Consider the following 16594-nt stretch of genomic DNA (forward strand, 5'->3'; position numbering starts at 1 on the left):
CATGACAGCACCAACAATAACCTGCGGAGGCGGAAGCATCCTCCATACCGGCAGCGGGCAGTCTGGATGATATTTGTCCGGAAGAAGAGAACAGGGGTTGTTCGCAAATGCGGCAGCCCCTTAATCCGGCATATAATTTCCTTTTGAAAACAGCATTCTGCCTGTCTTGAAACCCGATATCGTATGGAAATGCTTTTCCCATCATTGCCGCAGCTGTGCGATTCGGATCAGCATCTCCGCGGTCTTCTCCATCTCCTGCACGCTCGCATATTCGAACCGGCTGTGATAGTTATACCCTCCTGTGCACAGATTCGGACATGGAATGCCCCGGAAACACAGTGCTGCGCCGTCTGTACCGCCACGAATCGGGCTTGTGACACACACTTCTCCCATGTCCGACAGAACTTTCTGCACACGCCCGACCAGATCCATATGATCCTTCATAACCTCGGCCATATTGTAATACTGGTCCCGGATCGACGCGTCAACAGTTCCCTCACCGTATTTTTGATTCAGGTACGCCGCAATTGAGTGAATCGTTTTCTTTCGTGCCTCGAACCGTTTCCGGTCATGGTCCCGGATGATGTACTGAAGGTTTGTCTGTTCGACACCGCCCTCCACCCGGTCGAGATGGTAAAATCCCTCATATCCCTCTGTGTGCTCCGGTGTTTCAGCCGGCGGGAGCATCGAAGCAAATTCCATCGCGATCAGGCAGGCATTTTTCATCTGGTTTTTCGCACTTCCCGGGTGGACATTCTTGCCATGGATGATAACCCGTGCTTCCGCCGCATTGAAGCACTCATATTCGATGACACCGAAGGTCCCGCCGTCTACGGTATATGCCTCTTTTGCCCCGAAGCGCTCCGTGTCAAAATGCTCTGTGCCGCGTCCTGTTTCCTCGTCCGGCGTAAACGCAATGCGTACCGCCCGGTGCGGTTCCTCCGGATGATCATGAAAATACTGCACGAGGTTCATGATCTCCGCGATTCCCGCCTTGTCGTCCGCACCTAACAGTGTCGTCCCGTCTGATGCTATAAGATCCTCCCCGCGATGTCTCGTAAGCTCCGGAAAATCCTCTTCTTTTAATAATGCGTCCCCGCCCTGGTAATTCCTGATGATTCTCGGCTTCACGCCGCTTCCGCTCACCTCCGGCGACGTATCGAGATGAGCAATGAATCCCAGTGGCGGCATGGATTCAAAACCACTCCCATGCGAAGCAATAGCTGCATAAACGTAGCAATGTTCCCGGTCGTAATCCGTCCGGGCACCCAGACTTTGCAGTTCTTTTTCAAGAAGCTCTGCGAGAGCCCTCTGCTTTGCAGTTGTCGGCTGATCTGTCGCATCCTCATCGGACTGCGTATCGATCTGAACGTAATTGAGAAAACGATGAATGAAATCTTTGTTTGCTGCCAAGCTGATTCCCTACCTTTCTGTTGATCATAAAGCAATGTCTCTATAATAATACTGTAAACGAGCTTTCAGCGCCAGTCCGCCAAATACAGCATTAATAAACAGAAGCCCACGGTTCAATGTCTTTAAAAATCAATGGATTTCTGTATGGAAGAAAATAAGTATATTCCCGAGCTTCTCACGGTGGTATCCTTATTCAGTAGTAAAGTTGCTATAATCATTGCGGCGGCCTTTGACAAGCGGTTTTTTTCGCCTGGATAATGGTTGCTGAATCGTTACAAATTGCGAAGGATACAAAGAGGTATCAGTTCCGTACGCGAACTGATGCCTTTTTCTGTCTGTCACACAAAACCATTCTATAATTAAAATTCTGCTGAAAGGAGATTTCGCAATGCGAAAGGTAACTCTTGCGGCGACACAGTTCGCCTGCTCATGGAACGAAGAGGAAACACTGGACAAGGCGGAAAAGATTGTACGGGATGCCGCTGCGGCCGGGGCAAATGTCATTCTGCTTCAGGAGCTTTTTGAACGCCCCTATTTCTGCAAGACACATAAGTATGAATATCTTCACCTTGCCACGAAAATGGAAGACAACACGGCAGTAAAGCGCTTTCAGAGTGTTGCAAGAGAACTGCATGTTGTGCTCCCCATATGCTTCTATGAGGATGCCGGGAATCTGGCATTCAACTGCGTCGCGATGATTGACGCAGACGGGACTATTCTCGGAAAATACCGCAAGACACATATTCCGGACGGTGTTCCCTATGCGGAGAAGTTTTATTTCGCTCCGGGAGACACCGGATTCCGGGTATGGGACACCCAATTCGGAAAGATAGGTGTCGGCATCTGCTGGGACCAGTGGTTCCCGGAGGCCGCCCGCTGCATGGCACTGATGGGCGCTGAAATCCTGCTCTACCCGACTGCCATCGGAAGCGAACCGGATCTCGGCATTGACTCCATGCCTCACTGGAGAAACTGCATGCAGGGTCACGCCGCCGCCAACATCATGCCGCTTGTGGCCTCAAACCGGGTGGGCTATGAGGAACAGGATTACACAAACATCACCTTCTACGGTTCCTCCTTTATCGCGGGACCGGACGGAGAGATTGTGGCTTCTGCGGACCGGGAAAGTGAGACCTTCGTGACGGCACAGTTCGATCTGGACGCCGTCGCTTCCATGCGCCGCGAATGGGGTGTCTTCCGCGACCGCCGGCCCGAAATGTACGGAGAACTCCTTACCATGGGAGAAACCGGAAAGGATGAGCGTTAACACAATCATTTTCTTGTTCATTTCCGGACAGCTTCACCCATCCGGAGATTCACATCGAAAAAGCAGAAGGTCACGCCCGAAAGGGATCTTTCACGGGAGTAATTCCATCATCGTTATATAACTCGTAATCCTCCGGGCATCCCCCATTGCAGATGTAACGGATCGTGCTGTAATCGAGCGCTGCCGTATTTGCTGCCGGATGGCAGAGCGGAAGCACATGTCCCTTTCGGATGAAAATCAGCACTTCCCCGAGCTCTGCCTTCACATAGTGATCGCCCTCTGAAAGCTGAATCTCATCGTAATCGTTCCAGCTTCTCATACGCAGAAGCATCATATCCTCCGGCAGATAGACATAACGGCCGGAAGCGTTCTGCCGATACACCGGCGCGATCATCACGCTCTCCCCGACGAGCAGCTGATCCTCCGTCTCCACTGCTCTTCTGTCGTCCGGCCACTGGAAGGCGAGCGGCATCATGTACATGCCGTCGCGGAGCGCTGCCTTCATAAACTCACTGTAAATATAAGGAAGCAAAGCATATCTGAGTTCGATGATCGGGCGGAAGCGCTCCGGATGCGCAAACGCGCTGAGCTCCTGAAAGCGGTTTCCCTTCGCATTGTGATTGCGGTACAGTGGTGTAAAAAGAGCCATTTCCAGCCACCGCATCATCAGATCCTCCGTTGCGTCGTCACCGAAGCCTCCCATATCCGATCCGGAATACAGAAAGCCGCACAGATTCAGGCCCGCCATCTGCTGCATGCCGAGAAGCAGATGCTCCCACCAGCTTCTGTTGTCCCCGGTCCAGACACCTCCATAGCGATGCATCCCGATGTAGGATGACCGTGAAAACAGCAGGATCCTCCGATCCGGGCAAAGCGTCCGGAACGCTTCTCCGGCAGCCCTCGTCATCAGATAACCGTACAGGTTATGAAGCTTGTCATGGCGATAGGTTTTTCCCATGTATGTGTGATAAAAGCTCCGGTAATCCTCCGGATTGTTCGACAGGCCTCCGACCAGAGACGTCAGCTCAGAAAAGGATTCTATATCCAGATTCTCCCCCTTCAGTTCGTCGATCCGCCGGAACACCTCGTTCAGATGCTTCTCCGTGTAGAATATCGCAGGCTCATTCATGTCATTCCAGAACCCGTCCACGCCCTGATCCAGCAGAAAACGGTAATGCTCCCCGAACCATTTCCGCGTCTCCGGCTTCATAAAGTCCGGAAAATGTGCCTTCCCAGGCCAGACCGCGGCCACCAGATCGTTTCCGTCTTCATCCTTGACGAAGTAACCGCCTTTTCTCCCCTCCTCACAGATATCATAGCCATCCTCCATCTTCACACCCGCATCGATGATCGGCACCAGATGGATTCCCCTTTTCTTCATCTCCGCGCAGAAATCCGTGAAATCCGGAAAAGCCTGCTCATCAACCGTGAAGTCCTTGTAGTGATCCATGTAATCGATGTCGAGATAGATACTGTCAAGCGGAATGCCTTCCTTCTGATAGCGGTCAGCAACCTCCTCCACTTCTTTCTCCGTGCGGTAACTCCACCGGCTCTGCCCGAATCCGAAGGCCCATTTCGGCGGGATGTAGCTTCTGCCCACCAGCTGCCGGAATTCATGCGCAATTCCGGGGAGCGTCGAATCCTGGACCAGGTAGAGATTCGCGTCAAAATCATCCAGACGGATCTCCAGCACATCCGGATCCGTATATCCCAGATCAAACGTCACTCTTCCCGGCGTATCGACATAGAGTCCGAAAGAAGCCCGAGGAGAAAAAACAAGGATAAAATTCTGGGAGGCATAAAGGGAATGCTTTCCCTCCGTATGCATATAGTCATCGGTGTTGTTGCTGATGTACAGCCAGTTCCTCTTGTTCATCCCGCGAACAGTTTCTCCGAGTCCGTAAATAACATCCTCGCTGTCCATTCGATGACGAATCGTCTTCGCACCGGGATCCAGAACAAAACCTGGAATTTCTCCTGTCTCAACCGGTATATTCAGCACAACAGAATCTGTCTCGATCGGTTCTCCGATTATATAATGTCTGATCATGGTGTCTCCTTCACACTGTATAAATTGCTCAATGCCTTCGCGCTTCATCCTCATACCTGTTGCCTTCGAAATCGCATACAGTCTCTTACGCGCGCTTCGCGACAGGCGGCTTGTCTGCGTTTTCGAAGAGCTTATATAGGATACGGCCATACGATAACATACTGTATAAGCTACGGATTGCTCCGTGCTTCGCACTCCCGCAATCCTTCAGGTATGAGGATTTCGCGCCTCCGCGCTTCATCCTCATACCTGTTGCCTTCGAAATCGCAGACAGTCTCTTACGCGCGCTTCGCGTGCGACGATCTTGTCTGCGTTTTCGAAGAGCTTATACAGTATATCACACCAGTTCTTGAAGATCAGTTGTTTGAGTGGAAGAATTCATAATATATTTTATCTTTCGTAATCGTCCACACTGAACACAGGACTGAAAACCGGATGGTTCTGCCGATTTCATCCGCATACGGATCATTATATAAAACGGCGCATGCAGCAGCTAGCGGATAACCTCGTATCCCTAGAAATTCGCCCTAAGAGCTTTCTTCAGCTGCCCCATTTTAATCTTCTTTCCTCATGATAGAGTAAAATAAGTTCAGAAAAGCCGGTTCCATAAACGGAACCGGCTCCTGCCTGTCATTGATCTTATATTTCTGTGATTTTTTCTCAGCGGTTAAATGCTTTTTTTCCGGGATATACGGCAGACTCGCCGAGTTCCTCTTCGATCCGGAGAAGCTGGTTGTATTTCGCGACACGCTCACTGCGGCTTGGTGCTCCCGTCTTGATCTGGCGTGTATTGAGCGCAACGGCGAGATCGGCGATTGTGGTATCCTCTGTCTCGCCGCTTCTGTGGGACGTGATTGCCGTGTACCCTGCCTTATGTGCCATCTTGATCGCCTCAAGCGTCTCAGACACGGACCCGATCTGATTGAGCTTGATCAGAACCGAATTTGCGCAGCCGAGCCGGATTCCCTTCTCAAGCCGCTCTGTATTTGTCACGAAGAGATCATCGCCGACCAGCTGTACCTTGTCACCCAGCTCATCCGTCATCTTCTTCCAGCCTTCCCAGTCCTCCTCGTCCAGACCGTCCTCAATCGACCAAATCGGATACTTCTCGATCAGCGATTTCCAGTGCGCAATCAACTCCTCAGACGTGAAATCCCTGCCGGACTTCGGCTGGTGATAATATCCCTTCCCCTTCTCGCTCTTCCATTCAGAGGATGCCGCATCCATGGCAAGAACAAAATCCTCGCCCGGACGATAACCTGCGTCACGGATCGCCTGAAGAATATGCTCGATGGTGTCCTCATCATCCTTCAGATTCGGCGCAAAACCGCCCTCATCTCCGACCGCGGTGGTGTTCCCCTCCGCTTTGAGAATTTTCTGAAGTGAATGGAAGACCTCTGTGCACCAGCGAAGTGCCTCGCGGAAGGAAGATGCTCCCACCGGCATAATCATGAACTCCTGAGTGTCCACTGAATTCGTCGCATGCGCCCCGCCGTTCAGAATATTCATCATCGGAACCGGAAGACGGTTGGCATTCGCGCCGCCAAGGAAGCGGAAAAGCGGAATTCCGAGAGATTCTGCCGCAGCCTTCGCGCTGGCGATGGATACCGCAAGAATTGCGTTTGCTCCCAGCTTCGCCTTGTTTGGCGTACCGTCCGCTCTGATCATCGCGTTATCTACCGCATATACATCCTGCGGGTCCAGTCCTCTGACTGCATCATTGATGATTGTGTTTATGTTGTTGACGGCCTTAGACACGCCCTTTCCGCCAAATCGTTCTTTGTCTCCGTCCCGAAGCTCAATCGCCTCAAATTCACCGGTAGACGCTCCGCTGGGCGCGGCTCCTCTTCCGACAGTTCCGTCATTCAGAATCACCTCAGCTTCAACCGTGGGATTGCCTCTGGAATCTATGATCTCTCGTCCAATCACCTTTTCAATCTGTAAATGTTTCAGCATATCGTCTCCTCCTATCTTCATGAGACATAATCGGTAACCATTCCTGTTGCTTTCAATCCTGAAACGGCTTTTTATCCTGTTATTGCGTTCTATCCTGCAATAGTTTTCTGCCCTGCTATAGCTCTCTATCCTGCAATAGTTCTCTATTCTGCAATAGTTTTCAGCCCTGCTATAGCTTTATCCAGCTGGCATCTGGTGCCCCTTCTATTGTTGTGCAGCATGACAAACAGCAGAAATTCAGGATCATCAGCCTTTTGCTTGTTATATACGTCTAACCGATTATTAGTGTACACTAACCGCATTTGGTTGTCAATCGCAATCTTATTTCAGCAGCGGAATTGCATAATCGGCTGCAGGTGGTCAGGCAAAGATTTCCGGTGTCTTTGCCTGATCCGTTCTGCAAATTTCAACTCTCCACAAGCACCTTTGCATCCCAATCCCTCAGTTCGATTTTCTCTCCCGGGGCATAATTTCTGCCGCTGAGCAGATCTGTCACCGTGCCATAAGGATTGTGTACCACCCGCGGATCTTCTGCGTAATAAAGGAGATAATGAACCGTCTGTCCCTTCGCATTGACGCCGCTGCGCAGAATCACCGGCCAGGTATACATTCTTTTTTATTTCATTTATTCCGATATCCTGAATGCCGACAATCAAATAAGGAAAAATTGCAGGATAAACTGAACCAGGCCGACACCCGGAAATCTCCGGACATCGACCTGACAATATTGTAACTCAAGGAACCTTTTAACAAGCGCAGGAATCCTCTTTGTCATGGAAAAGCTCTTCCGCCTTATTTATGCCTCGTCTCCAAAGAAAAGCTTCAGATCATCATCCACAGTTCCAATTCCCGCGATTCCAAAGTTATCCACCAGCACCTTTGCCACATTCGGAGAAAGGAACGCCGGAAGCGTCGGTCCAAGATGGATATTCTTTACACCCAGGTACAGAAGCGCAAGGAGTACAATGACGGCCTTTTGCTCATACCACGCGATATTGAACACGATCGGAAGGTCATTGATATCATCCAGCTTGAATATTTCCTTGAGTTTCAAGGCGATCAGTGCCAGGGAATAGGAGTCATTGCACTGACCCGCATCCAGAACTCTCGGAATTCCGCCAATATCGCCAAGATCCAATTTGTTATATTTATACTTCGCGCATCCTGCTGTCAGAATCACCACATCCTTCGGAAGTCTCTTCGCAAACTCTGTATAGTACTCCCGTGTCTTGTGTCTTCCGTCGCATCCTGCCATTACAACAAACTTCCGGATGGCTCCGGTCTTGACCGCGTCTACAACCTTGTCCGCAAGCGCAAATACCTGCTCATGTGCAAATCCGCCGGTAATGGTTCCTGTCTCGATCTCTGTAGGAGCAGGACATGTCTTTGCCTGGGCAATAATTTCAGAGAAATCCTTGGTCTCGCCATATGCGCCGTCAATATGTCTGCAGCCGGGGAATCCTGCCGCTCCGGTCGTCCAGAGGCGGTCCTTATAGCTCTCTGCGGGAGGCACCACACAGTTGGTCGTCATCAGAATCGGACCATTGAACTTCTCAAACTCCTCTTTCTGTTTCCACCATGCATTTCCGTAATTTCCTGCGAAATGCGGATATTTCTTAAATGCCGGATAATAATGTGCCGGAAGCATCTCGGAGTGTGTATAGACATCTACACCAGTCCCTTTCGTCTGTTCCAGAAGCATTTCCAGATCGCGAAGGTCATGACCGGAGATCAGAATACCCGGATTTTTACGGACACCAATATCAACCTGCGTCACTTCCGGATTCCCATAGGCCTCTGTATTCGCCTTATCCAGAAGAGCCATACCGTCTACACCGTACTTACCGGTCTCCAGAGTAAGAGACACCAGATCGTTTACTCCAAGAGAATCATCCAGAGTCTTCGCAAGTGCTTTCTGAATAAACGCATCCACTTCTTCATTGTCCTGAAGCAGCGCATTTGCATGCTTGGAATAGGCCGAAAGTCCTTTTAACCCATAGGTGATCAGCTCGCGAAGAGAGCGGATATCCTCATCCTTGGTCGAAAGTACGCCAACCTCTGCCGCCTTGGCGTCAAAGGAATCCGCCGCGCCGTTCCAGAATGCGGCTTCCGGAAGTCCCTCTTTGTTCTCGAGCTTTCCAAGAAGATCCTGCTTTACTGCCAGCGTTTCCTCAACTGCTTTGCGAATCGCTTCCCTGTCAAAGTTTGCATTGGTGATCGTGATAAAAAGATTTCTTGTAACCATATGGTTCACATCCTTTTCCACGGGAATCCCTTCCTCGCGCATCCTTGCTGTCACACACGAAAGTCCTTTCGTCACATACACAAGCAGATCCTGCATACGGGCAACCTCGGGTTTCTTTCCGCAGACACCGGAGATCGTACATCCCTTACATCCCGCTGTTTCCTGGCACTGATAACAGAACATCTTGTTTTCCATCAATAAACCTCCTCTATCGCCCCAAAGGGCATTCTTCCTTTGCCTCTGCTGCCTCCCGGATTACATAGACCTTTGTACAGCCTGGAATACAGCGGCAGTCACTTGTTGTCTTTCTGTGGACAGTATAGTAGGATGAAAAGCAGAAGTATGTTGTCATTACCACATAATTATTTTTTTTCAACCGTGTGACACTTTCCAATACAAGGCAGCCTTTCACAGTCCTGTTTTGCACTGATGAAGCCCCCTTCTGCGGCTAAGGAGACGAAAATGAATGAAGAAATGCTCTCGAAAAACGTTCTTTTCAAGGGATTAAGCAAAGAAGAAATTCACGATGCATTGCTGGCACTTCAAGCCCGCGAGCTTTTATACAAAAAAGACGCTTCCATCCTTCTGGCCGGAAGTAAAACCGACAAAATGGGACTGGTCCTGGAGGGAAGCGTAAGAATAGAAAACAACGATATGTGGGGGAACCGCACCATCTTAAGTCACGTCAGTTCCGGCCATTTTTTTGCAGAGACCTATGCGTTTCTGCATAACGAACCTCTGCTGGTCGATGTCGTGGCAAATGAAGACTCACGGATTCTTTTCCTCAAAATTCATGTTCTGAAAGAAACCGATTCGACCACACACCCCTGGGTACGGAAGTTCCTGACCAACCTTCTTGTGGTTACCGCACATAAAAACCTGGTTCTGTCCGGCCGCAGTTTCCACACCTCACCCAAAACCATCCGGGGCAAGGTACTGGCATACCTGAATTCGGTAGCCCTACAGAGCGGCGGCCACCAGTTCGACATCCCCTTTGACCGCCAGCAGCTTGCTGACTACCTGAATGTCGACCGGACCGCACTCTCAAAAGAACTGGGAAAAATGAAATCCGAAGGACTGATCACATTTGAAAAAAACCACTTTGAAATACAAAAGGGAACAGAATATTAATTACCTTCGCACTTGGGGAATCCATTCCGTCCTCAATCGGTCAGACCGGATATTTCTCGATCAGCGATTTCCAGTGCGCGGTCAGCGTCCGGTTGTCGACGATCATGGCCGCGCGGCTTTTCTTCGTGATGACAAGGTTCTCTGCTCCGATCCGTTTCCACTCGCGACCGATCCCGGCGTCCTCGAGCTTTGATATTCTGTCTTGTGATCATTTTCCAGCTGCATGATCCCCAGGGCCTCCGAGTGCAGCGTCTCACTGTAATATTTCCGAAGATACAGATTATTCATATTATAATGCCTTAAATAAAACCTGATCAAAGAAGACAGCTGAAAAGAGAACTCCGCTCCTCTTCGTTTATGCTAACATTGGAAAACGGAAAATCAGGACCGGGATCCACCCGGCATCTGTCCCGCAAGATGCTCCAGAAGACCGATGCATCCCTCCGTGATTTCCGAAACGCAGAGATCAAATTTTCTGGTATACCATGGATCGTCGATCCGCTTGTCCGGCTGACCCGCATACTCCATCAGAAAATGCACTTTATTCTTCGGATCTTCCCCCAGAATCTGCCTCATATAATAAGCATTCTCTTCATCCATTCCGATAATGAGATCGTACTTTGAATAATCCGATTTCTGAAGCCTCCTTGCCCGGTGATTTCCAATCGGAACCCCGCTCTGCCGGAGCGCATGCTCCATCGGCGGATACACAGGGCTCCCGATTTCCTCCGTCGAGGTTGCAGCGGAATCCACCAGAAAACGATCCTCGATCTTTCTTATATTAATTATGTTCTGAAAAATGTACTGTGCAGCTACCGAACGGCAGATATTGCCGTGGCAAACAAAAAGTATTCTTATCATAGAAAATATCCTTTCTCAGATGCCGCAAAGTGCCGTATTCTGCGCTCCTTTGCAGGGTTCCCTCTTCTCTTTCAAATGTACACCATGAGCCGAAAATTCCGGTAGTAAGGCCTTGGGCGGCAGGATGCGACATACTGCGAACATTCAAGAGCCGTTTTCCCAGAGGGAAAAATGTCGGCCTGGCAAATGTACATTTTTTATCTGTTTTTCAGTTTACCATGATACCGGAGACGACAAAAGCCCCGCCCTTGCCATGTTCGAGCATTAGGTGTGGCGGCATATATGCAGCGTAATCGCCGGTATCTGTACTCTGTAGATCTCATGGTAACGGTTGACCGCATTCCGAAAATAGTGCTCCAGTGCAGGGCGACCAGAGGTTTTCCATTCTTTTAGTAGTAAAGAAAACCGGTGTATTCCTCTATCATCGGCTCGGGCTTCGGTTGCCTGCAGCTTTCCAGATTTCACACTTTTCTTATGTACGGTTGCCCTACACCCCCTCCCTTGAATTTTGCGGTTTTGCACGCGAGAGGGGGGCGGTCTCCGAGCCGTGGCTCACAGGGATTCAGAACTTCCCCGCCATCTATTCATATCCTCTTGACGCTTGAACGCATTTTTGCTATCATATTCTTGAACGAAAGGAGCTTACATGTACAACATTGAATTCTATGAAGATTCCAATGGTTACTCGCAGCTCTGGGAGTTTCTTGATGACCTGCAAAAGAAAGCCGGCAAAAATAAAGATGCCAGAATACAGCATCAGCAGATATCTTTTTACATTGAGCTTCTGCAGGAGAATGGCACAAGGCTTGGAACAAATATAACGAAACATCTTGTCGAGGACATCTGGGAACTGCGTCCCGGCAACAACAGGGTTTTCTATTTCTATTTTGAAAACAATACCTTTGTTCTACTTCACCAGTTCCGCAAGAAATCCCAAAAGACTCCCCAACGTGAGATCAATCAGGCTCTTGCCGAAAGAGACGACTGGAAATCACGGCATGAAAAGAGGTGAATGCTATGGCAACATGGAACGATTATAAAAAACACGTGCGTGAATCAAATCCCGAAATCGGCAGGGATATTGATGAAGTCGAAGAAAGAGCTAAGATTGTCAGCGCCATGATTGACCAGCGCCATAATCTAAACCTTTCTCAGCGTGACCTTGCAGAGATGTGCGGTCTTCCACACTCATCCGTTGCCAGGATTGAATCAGGAAAATCTTCTCCAAACCTGACAACGCTGCTTAAAATATTTGATACACTCGGTCTTACACTCACTGTCCAGACTGATCCGCACAGAAGAATGTCATCAATTACAAAATAACAAATTTCAGTACCTGTACACCGGATGGGAATCCTCCCGTCCGGTTTTTTTATTGTGGCACCGCTTGCACAGCGCTCTCCAGTTGTTTCTGTCCGTTGTCAGCCCTCCTCGTCCAGTCTCCGGATCAGATATTCCGGATCAATCTCTGTCAGAACCCCAAACCACTGCGAATGGAAGAATCGCAGCACCTCGGCCTGTTCTCTTTTGTTCCTGGCTTTCTTAGCTGCTCTGTAATCCGATACCGCCTGAAGAATGATCGCATTTGCGAGTTTCTCATACGGATCGCCGCCAAGCTAGCATCAAGGCACTCGGAGAGCAGACACTCACTACACTGGACAGTCACTGATGGCGGCACCTAATAACTATAGGAGGTAACAGCTCATATGGGGCGATGTACACCTACTCTTCTTCCTCGCCTCTTCGGTAGTCAAACCGTAGTAGGGCACAAAAAATCGGGCACACACCGTCGCACAAAGCCCGGTCTTGCCCGATCATCCTCTACCTTGCGCCCGCCTCGTCCCTCCTGCCGTGGCACACAAATAATATTTTTATCATGCGAATTTTTGCCAGCTTATGCCGCGTTTTGCCTTATTTTATGCTGGTTTCCGCGGTTTTCGATTTCATTGAAATCCGGTATAAACTGGCATCTCCTTGCATATCTTGGACTTCAATGTTGATAAAATGATCTGTATCGCTGGCGAAAACAAATCGCCGGGGAGCTTTTTCAGCAATCTGCCCCAAGGCCCCATAATTCAATCCCATTATTCTATACGGTGTCATTCAGTTTGAACTCATTCTTATGGTAAGTAATCAGACCGTCCTTCTGCATCTTGGACAGCTCATTGGACATGGCGCTGCGGTCTACGGCAAGATAGTCGGCAAGCTGCTGGCGGTCAAAGGGGATGGTGAAGTGCGAGCTTCCGTGTTCCAGTGCCTGCTCCGAAAGATAAGAAAGCAGGCGCTCCCGGAGAGATTTTGACGCGGTATGCATCATACGGAAAGAGAGGTTTAAGTTCTTCTGTGCAGAAATCCGAAGCATATTCTGGATGATGCGAGTATGGAACGAGCATCCCCTCGGGCAAGTGGTCAGCATATTCCGCATATTCAGAAAGAGCACTTCAGTCTCCTCACAGGTCACAACGTCACAGAGCAGCTCCTTGCCGGGAATTGCCGCATAGTTTTCCGCAAAGACCTGCCCCTTTCCGATATGACCAAAAATATGGCTATTTCCCCAATAAAAATTGACAACGATATTCACGCTGCCGGATTCCACAAGCCCAATCTCGCTGATAGAGGATCCCGCCCGGAAAACTATCTCATCTTTTTTAAATTTGCGTTCTTTCGCGCCCAGGCAGATAAGCAGTTCCGAAATTTCGTTCTCGCTAATACCATGAAACAGCGGCGTGTTCGTCAGAAAAAAAGTATTCATAATAATCATCCTTATGTTGTTGCAACAACATACGCGTTGTTTCGATTTTAGTATAATCAGAGCAGAAAATCAAGAACAGGGAGGATCAGACAATGAAGTATGTTGTAAATGACGGATGCATCGGCTGCGGCCTGTGCGCTAGTACCTGCCCAGAGGTGTTCTCCCTGGGCGACGAAGGCGTTGCCGTCGCCACCCAGACCGAAGTCCCGGAAGAAGCGCTTAAGTCCGCGGCGGAAGCCAAGGATGGTTGCCCCGTGGGTGCAATCGAAGAAGTATAAGGAGATATGAAAAATGGATACGCAAACGAGATAAAACACGCTGCGCGAGTTTTATCTCGCTATCGCGACGCTCGCCGCACACGAATACTTCGCATTCGGCTGCGGCTCACTGTTCGCGTAAAAAAAGCCGGGTGGCGTTCATTCCGACGATCCAGTCGGCACGCTCCCGGCAAAGGGCTGCTTCATATAAGTTGTTATAAGCGGTTCCGGGTTTCAAATCCCGGAAACCTTCCCGGATGGCCGCGTCCTCCATGCTGGAGATCCACAGCCTTTCAAACGGTTTTTTACAGTGACACTGATTATAAACTTGGGATCCGCCAGATATTGTTCCGGAAGGTCTGGGAAGACTTTGGTCTCCAGAACCGTGATCTTACATTCATGCTGCATATTTAACCCATTTTCTCGAACATGTCTTTGCTCACACCGCAGATCGGGCAGCACCAGTCATCAGGCAGATCCTCAAATGCAGTTCCGGGTGCGATGCCACTGTCAGGATCACCCTTCTCCGGATCATAAATATAACCACAGGGACCGCACTGATATTTGGCCGGCTTGCCATCGCTGCTGTCCGTTGTCTCCGCAGTCTCCTCCTGCTTACCGAGCAGCGATGTAACAAGGGCGGGAATCCCGGCAAAATCACTGTCTTCCGGGTTCCACTGGCTACGGATGTTTTCTTCTATAACTTCGAAGCCTGCTTCGGCCAGCTTCGCCTGCAGGAGTTTTACGCTCTCGCCGCTCCAACCATAACAGCCAAACGCAGCAGCTTTCTTGTTCTTGAACTTGAGCTGCTTCAGAAATTCCAGCCAGCCCGCAACAGAGGACAGGTAACTGTTCGACACCGTGGGCGAACCAACCGCGATGGCTCGGGATTTGAATACTTCGGTCATGACCTCATTTTTGTCTGCCTTGGCGATATTGAAAACCTTCACGACGGTTTCCGGACTCTGACGGTGGATCTCCTCCGCGATCTTATGCGCGATCTTCGTGGTGCCCTCCCACATAGTATCATAAGCAATAGTGACCTGGTCCTCCTGATACGCATTTGCCCACGCGGCATATTTCTTAACGATTTGCAGCGGATTTTCACGCCAGATCGCGCCATGGGAAGGTGCGATCATATCAAAGGTCAGATTAAAACCGGTGATCTCCGCCAGCTTCTTCGTCAGGATCGGTGCAAACGGATTGAGAATGTTCGCGAAATACTTCATGGCTTCTTTGTTCAGCAGGCACTGATCCGCCTTGTCGTTGAACAGTTCTTCTACGGCATAGTGCTGGCCAAAGGCATCATTAGAGAACAGGATGTTGTCTCCTGTCATGAAGGTTGCCATGGAATCCGGCCAATGAAGCATGCGCATCTCTACAAAGACGAGCTTCTTGCCGTTACCAATATCCACGCTGTCGCCGGTTTTTACCACATGGAAGTTCCAGCCGCGCTTACCATACTGTCCCTCAATGCTTTTAACGGCATTTGCAGTACAGTAGATGGGCGTGTCCGGGATCTCCTCCATGAGAGCCGTCAAAGAACCGGAGTGGTCACACTCGCCATGATTTGCCACAATGAAATCGATCTTATGAAGGTCGATCTCTTTCTTCAGATTGTCCACAAAATCAAAACGGTGAGGCGTCCATACAGTATCGATCAGGACCGTCTTTTCCTCTTCGATCAAGTAAGCGTTCTGGCTGGAACCGTTCATGATGGAATAGTCATCCCCATGGAAGCTTTCCAGTTCCCAGTCAATATAGCCGACCCAACTGACATTTCCTTTTACATGTTTTCTCATGTTTCTCCTCCTCAAAAGCACTTTTCTTTCCGTTCTTTCTTACATCGTTCAATACTACCGCAGCGATAACATAGTTCATTGTCACAGATGTCATTACGCATTCAGCATCCCGTCTGATTATTCCAGTGTCAAAAGCGATGCCATCTTGAAGCGTTTTGTTGCCTTCTGATACAAGTATAGCGCTGTAATATCATTTTTTCTGTATCTAAAGATACACCACAAAAGATTATTTTGCGTATAATAAAAAAAAGCGAAGAGGATATTCTGCTTCTACGCCAGAAGATCGGCATTTCCCGGATCCATTTTGAGCAACTTGTTCACATCCTGGAGACTGCTCTGTGTGTCCCTGACTGTAAATTATATAAATACTTTTCATGATCGCCTTCCCGGAAGAATTGTCTTTCACCTTCTTCTGCGTCCAGCTTTTCACGTATTTTCCGGTGTGTTTCGGAGAAGCCGCTTTCAGATCCTTCACAACAGTATCCGCCGCTTCCTGCACGACTTTCTTCACTGTGCCGGTCGTATCCTCGGCAAGATCATCCAGCTCTTTTTTGATTGTGTCGGCCAGCTGTTCAGGCCTGATTCTCACATCTCTCATGGGTCTCCTTTTCTGACTCCATCATTTTCTTGCCAGAGTCGCGTGGAATTCCAGGCTGTGCCGTTTGAATCCCATATCATCGATATGATCGATGTTATAGATCCGGTCATTCAGGAAGATTCGATATTTAGTAGAAACAATAGCCGCCGTCTCGGAAGAATACCGGATGGTGAAATCCATCTTGTCATCTTCAAGCGTCTGTCCGGCCTCGTCATCTTCCTTACCAGTCTGATTGGAGCAGGTTGCCTAGCAGGAGAAATAC

Annotated in this window: 16 protein-coding genes and 3 pseudogenes; 5 read left to right on the top strand and 14 right to left on the bottom strand. The window is 49.4% G+C overall.

Translation table 11 applies throughout. The annotated features are described in order from the left end of the window. Positions 1-201: 201 nt before the first annotated feature. Entirely contained in the window at positions 202-1413 is a 1212-nt protein-coding gene (gene pepT, locus ACTNDI_RS00520; RefSeq protein ID WP_441098806.1) for a peptidase T, read from the bottom strand. A 388-nt stretch (positions 1414-1801) separates the two neighbouring features. On the opposite strand from pepT, the gene aguB reads away from it, so the two are divergent. Beyond that, positions 1802-2680: an N-carbamoylputrescine amidase gene (aguB, locus tag ACTNDI_RS00525; RefSeq protein WP_441098807.1), complete on the top strand. Its 879-nt coding sequence runs from the start codon at positions 1802-1804 to the stop codon at positions 2678-2680. A 70-nt stretch (positions 2681-2750) separates the two neighbouring features. On the opposite strand, the gene ACTNDI_RS00530 is transcribed toward aguB, so the two are convergent. The 4 genes from ACTNDI_RS00530 to hcp form a co-directional block, all read right to left on the bottom strand. Then, on the bottom strand, positions 2751-4730 hold the full coding sequence (locus tag ACTNDI_RS00530) for a glycoside hydrolase family 31 protein (protein ID WP_441098808.1): 1980 nt from the start codon (positions 4728-4730) through the stop codon (positions 2751-2753). 660 nt (positions 4731-5390) lie between these two features. Beyond that, on the bottom strand, positions 5391-6683 hold the full coding sequence (eno, locus tag ACTNDI_RS00535) for a phosphopyruvate hydratase (protein WP_441098927.1): 1293 nt from the start codon (positions 6681-6683) through the stop codon (positions 5391-5393). A gap of 409 nt (positions 6684-7092) precedes the next feature. Then, entirely contained in the window at positions 7093-7296 is a 204-nt protein-coding gene (locus ACTNDI_RS00540) for a hypothetical protein (RefSeq protein ID WP_441098809.1), read from the bottom strand. A gap of 186 nt (positions 7297-7482) precedes the next feature. Next, on the bottom strand, positions 7483-9126 hold the full coding sequence (hcp, locus tag ACTNDI_RS00545) for a hydroxylamine reductase (protein WP_441098810.1): 1644 nt from the start codon (positions 9124-9126) through the stop codon (positions 7483-7485). Positions 9127-9393: 267 nt separating this feature from the next. On the opposite strand from hcp, the gene ACTNDI_RS00550 reads away from it, so the two are divergent. Further along, positions 9394-10062, top strand: coding sequence for a Crp/Fnr family transcriptional regulator (locus tag ACTNDI_RS00550; RefSeq protein WP_441098811.1), 669 nt, complete (start codon positions 9394-9396; stop codon positions 10060-10062). 102 nt (positions 10063-10164) lie between these two features. Here ACTNDI_RS00550 and ACTNDI_RS00555 read toward each other — a convergent pair whose 3' ends face one another. Together ACTNDI_RS00555 and ACTNDI_RS00560 are read right to left on the bottom strand one after the other, a co-directional pair. Next, positions 10165-10350 carry a hypothetical protein gene (locus tag ACTNDI_RS00555; protein WP_441098812.1) on the bottom strand — a complete coding sequence of 62 codons (186 nt, stop codon included), beginning with the start codon at positions 10348-10350 and terminating at the stop codon, positions 10165-10167. A 93-nt stretch (positions 10351-10443) separates the two neighbouring features. Beyond that, positions 10444-10923: a low molecular weight protein-tyrosine-phosphatase gene (locus ACTNDI_RS00560; RefSeq protein WP_441098813.1), complete on the bottom strand. Its 480-nt coding sequence runs from the start codon at positions 10921-10923 to the stop codon at positions 10444-10446. 646 nt (positions 10924-11569) lie between these two features. On the opposite strand from ACTNDI_RS00560, the gene ACTNDI_RS00565 reads away from it, so the two are divergent. After that, positions 11570-11935: a type II toxin-antitoxin system RelE/ParE family toxin gene (locus tag ACTNDI_RS00565; RefSeq protein WP_441098814.1), complete on the top strand. Its 366-nt coding sequence runs from the start codon at positions 11570-11572 to the stop codon at positions 11933-11935. A 5-nt stretch (positions 11936-11940) separates the two neighbouring features. Continuing rightward, the gene (locus tag ACTNDI_RS00570) at positions 11941-12246 is read left to right on the top strand and encodes a helix-turn-helix domain-containing protein (protein WP_441098815.1); all 306 of its coding nucleotides are present in this window, start codon (positions 11941-11943) and stop codon (positions 12244-12246) included. 6 nt (positions 12247-12252) lie between these two features. Here the strand turns inward: ACTNDI_RS00570 and ACTNDI_RS00575 are convergent, their stop codons facing one another. Next, entirely contained in the window at positions 12253-12378 is a 126-nt protein-coding gene (locus tag ACTNDI_RS00575; RefSeq protein ID WP_441098928.1) for an HNH endonuclease, read from the bottom strand. A gap of 634 nt (positions 12379-13012) precedes the next feature. Further along, the gene (locus tag ACTNDI_RS00580) at positions 13013-13675 is read right to left on the bottom strand and encodes a Crp/Fnr family transcriptional regulator (protein ID WP_441098816.1); all 663 of its coding nucleotides are present in this window, start codon (positions 13673-13675) and stop codon (positions 13013-13015) included. 92 nt (positions 13676-13767) lie between these two features. Between ACTNDI_RS00580 and ACTNDI_RS00585 the strand changes: the two genes are divergently transcribed. Continuing rightward, complete coding sequence (locus ACTNDI_RS00585) at positions 13768-13953, top strand: ferredoxin (RefSeq protein WP_441098817.1); 186 nt, start codon at positions 13768-13770, stop codon at positions 13951-13953. Positions 13954-14074: 121 nt separating this feature from the next. On the opposite strand, the pseudogene ACTNDI_RS00590 reads toward ACTNDI_RS00585, so the two are convergent. From ACTNDI_RS00590 to ACTNDI_RS00610, 5 genes and pseudogenes are all read right to left on the bottom strand, one after another. Continuing rightward, a pseudogene (locus ACTNDI_RS00590) lies at positions 14075-14260 on the bottom strand (DNA topoisomerase III); the annotation flags it as partial. An 82-nt stretch (positions 14261-14342) separates the two neighbouring features. Next, positions 14343-14579: a rubredoxin gene (gene rd, locus ACTNDI_RS00595; protein WP_441098929.1), complete on the bottom strand. Its 237-nt coding sequence runs from the start codon at positions 14577-14579 to the stop codon at positions 14343-14345. Next, positions 14553-15734 (bottom strand): annotated as a pseudogene (locus tag ACTNDI_RS00600) (flavodoxin domain-containing protein); the annotation flags it as partial. The pseudogene ACTNDI_RS00600 and the gene rd, both read right to left, overlap by 27 nt. A 226-nt stretch (positions 15735-15960) precedes the next feature. After that, positions 15961-16332 (bottom strand): HK97 gp10 family phage protein, encoded by a 372-nt coding sequence (locus tag ACTNDI_RS00605; RefSeq protein ID WP_441098818.1) that lies wholly within the window; start codon positions 16330-16332, stop codon positions 15961-15963. Positions 16333-16353: 21 nt separating this feature from the next. Next, positions 16354-16557 (bottom strand): annotated as a pseudogene (locus tag ACTNDI_RS00610) (phage head closure protein); the annotation flags it as partial. Between the last annotated feature and the right edge of the window lie 37 nt (positions 16558-16594).

This window comes from Bilifractor sp. HCP3S3_D3, assembly GCF_052063915.1.
Taxonomy (GTDB): Bacteria; Bacillota; Clostridia; order Lachnospirales; family Lachnospiraceae; genus Bilifractor.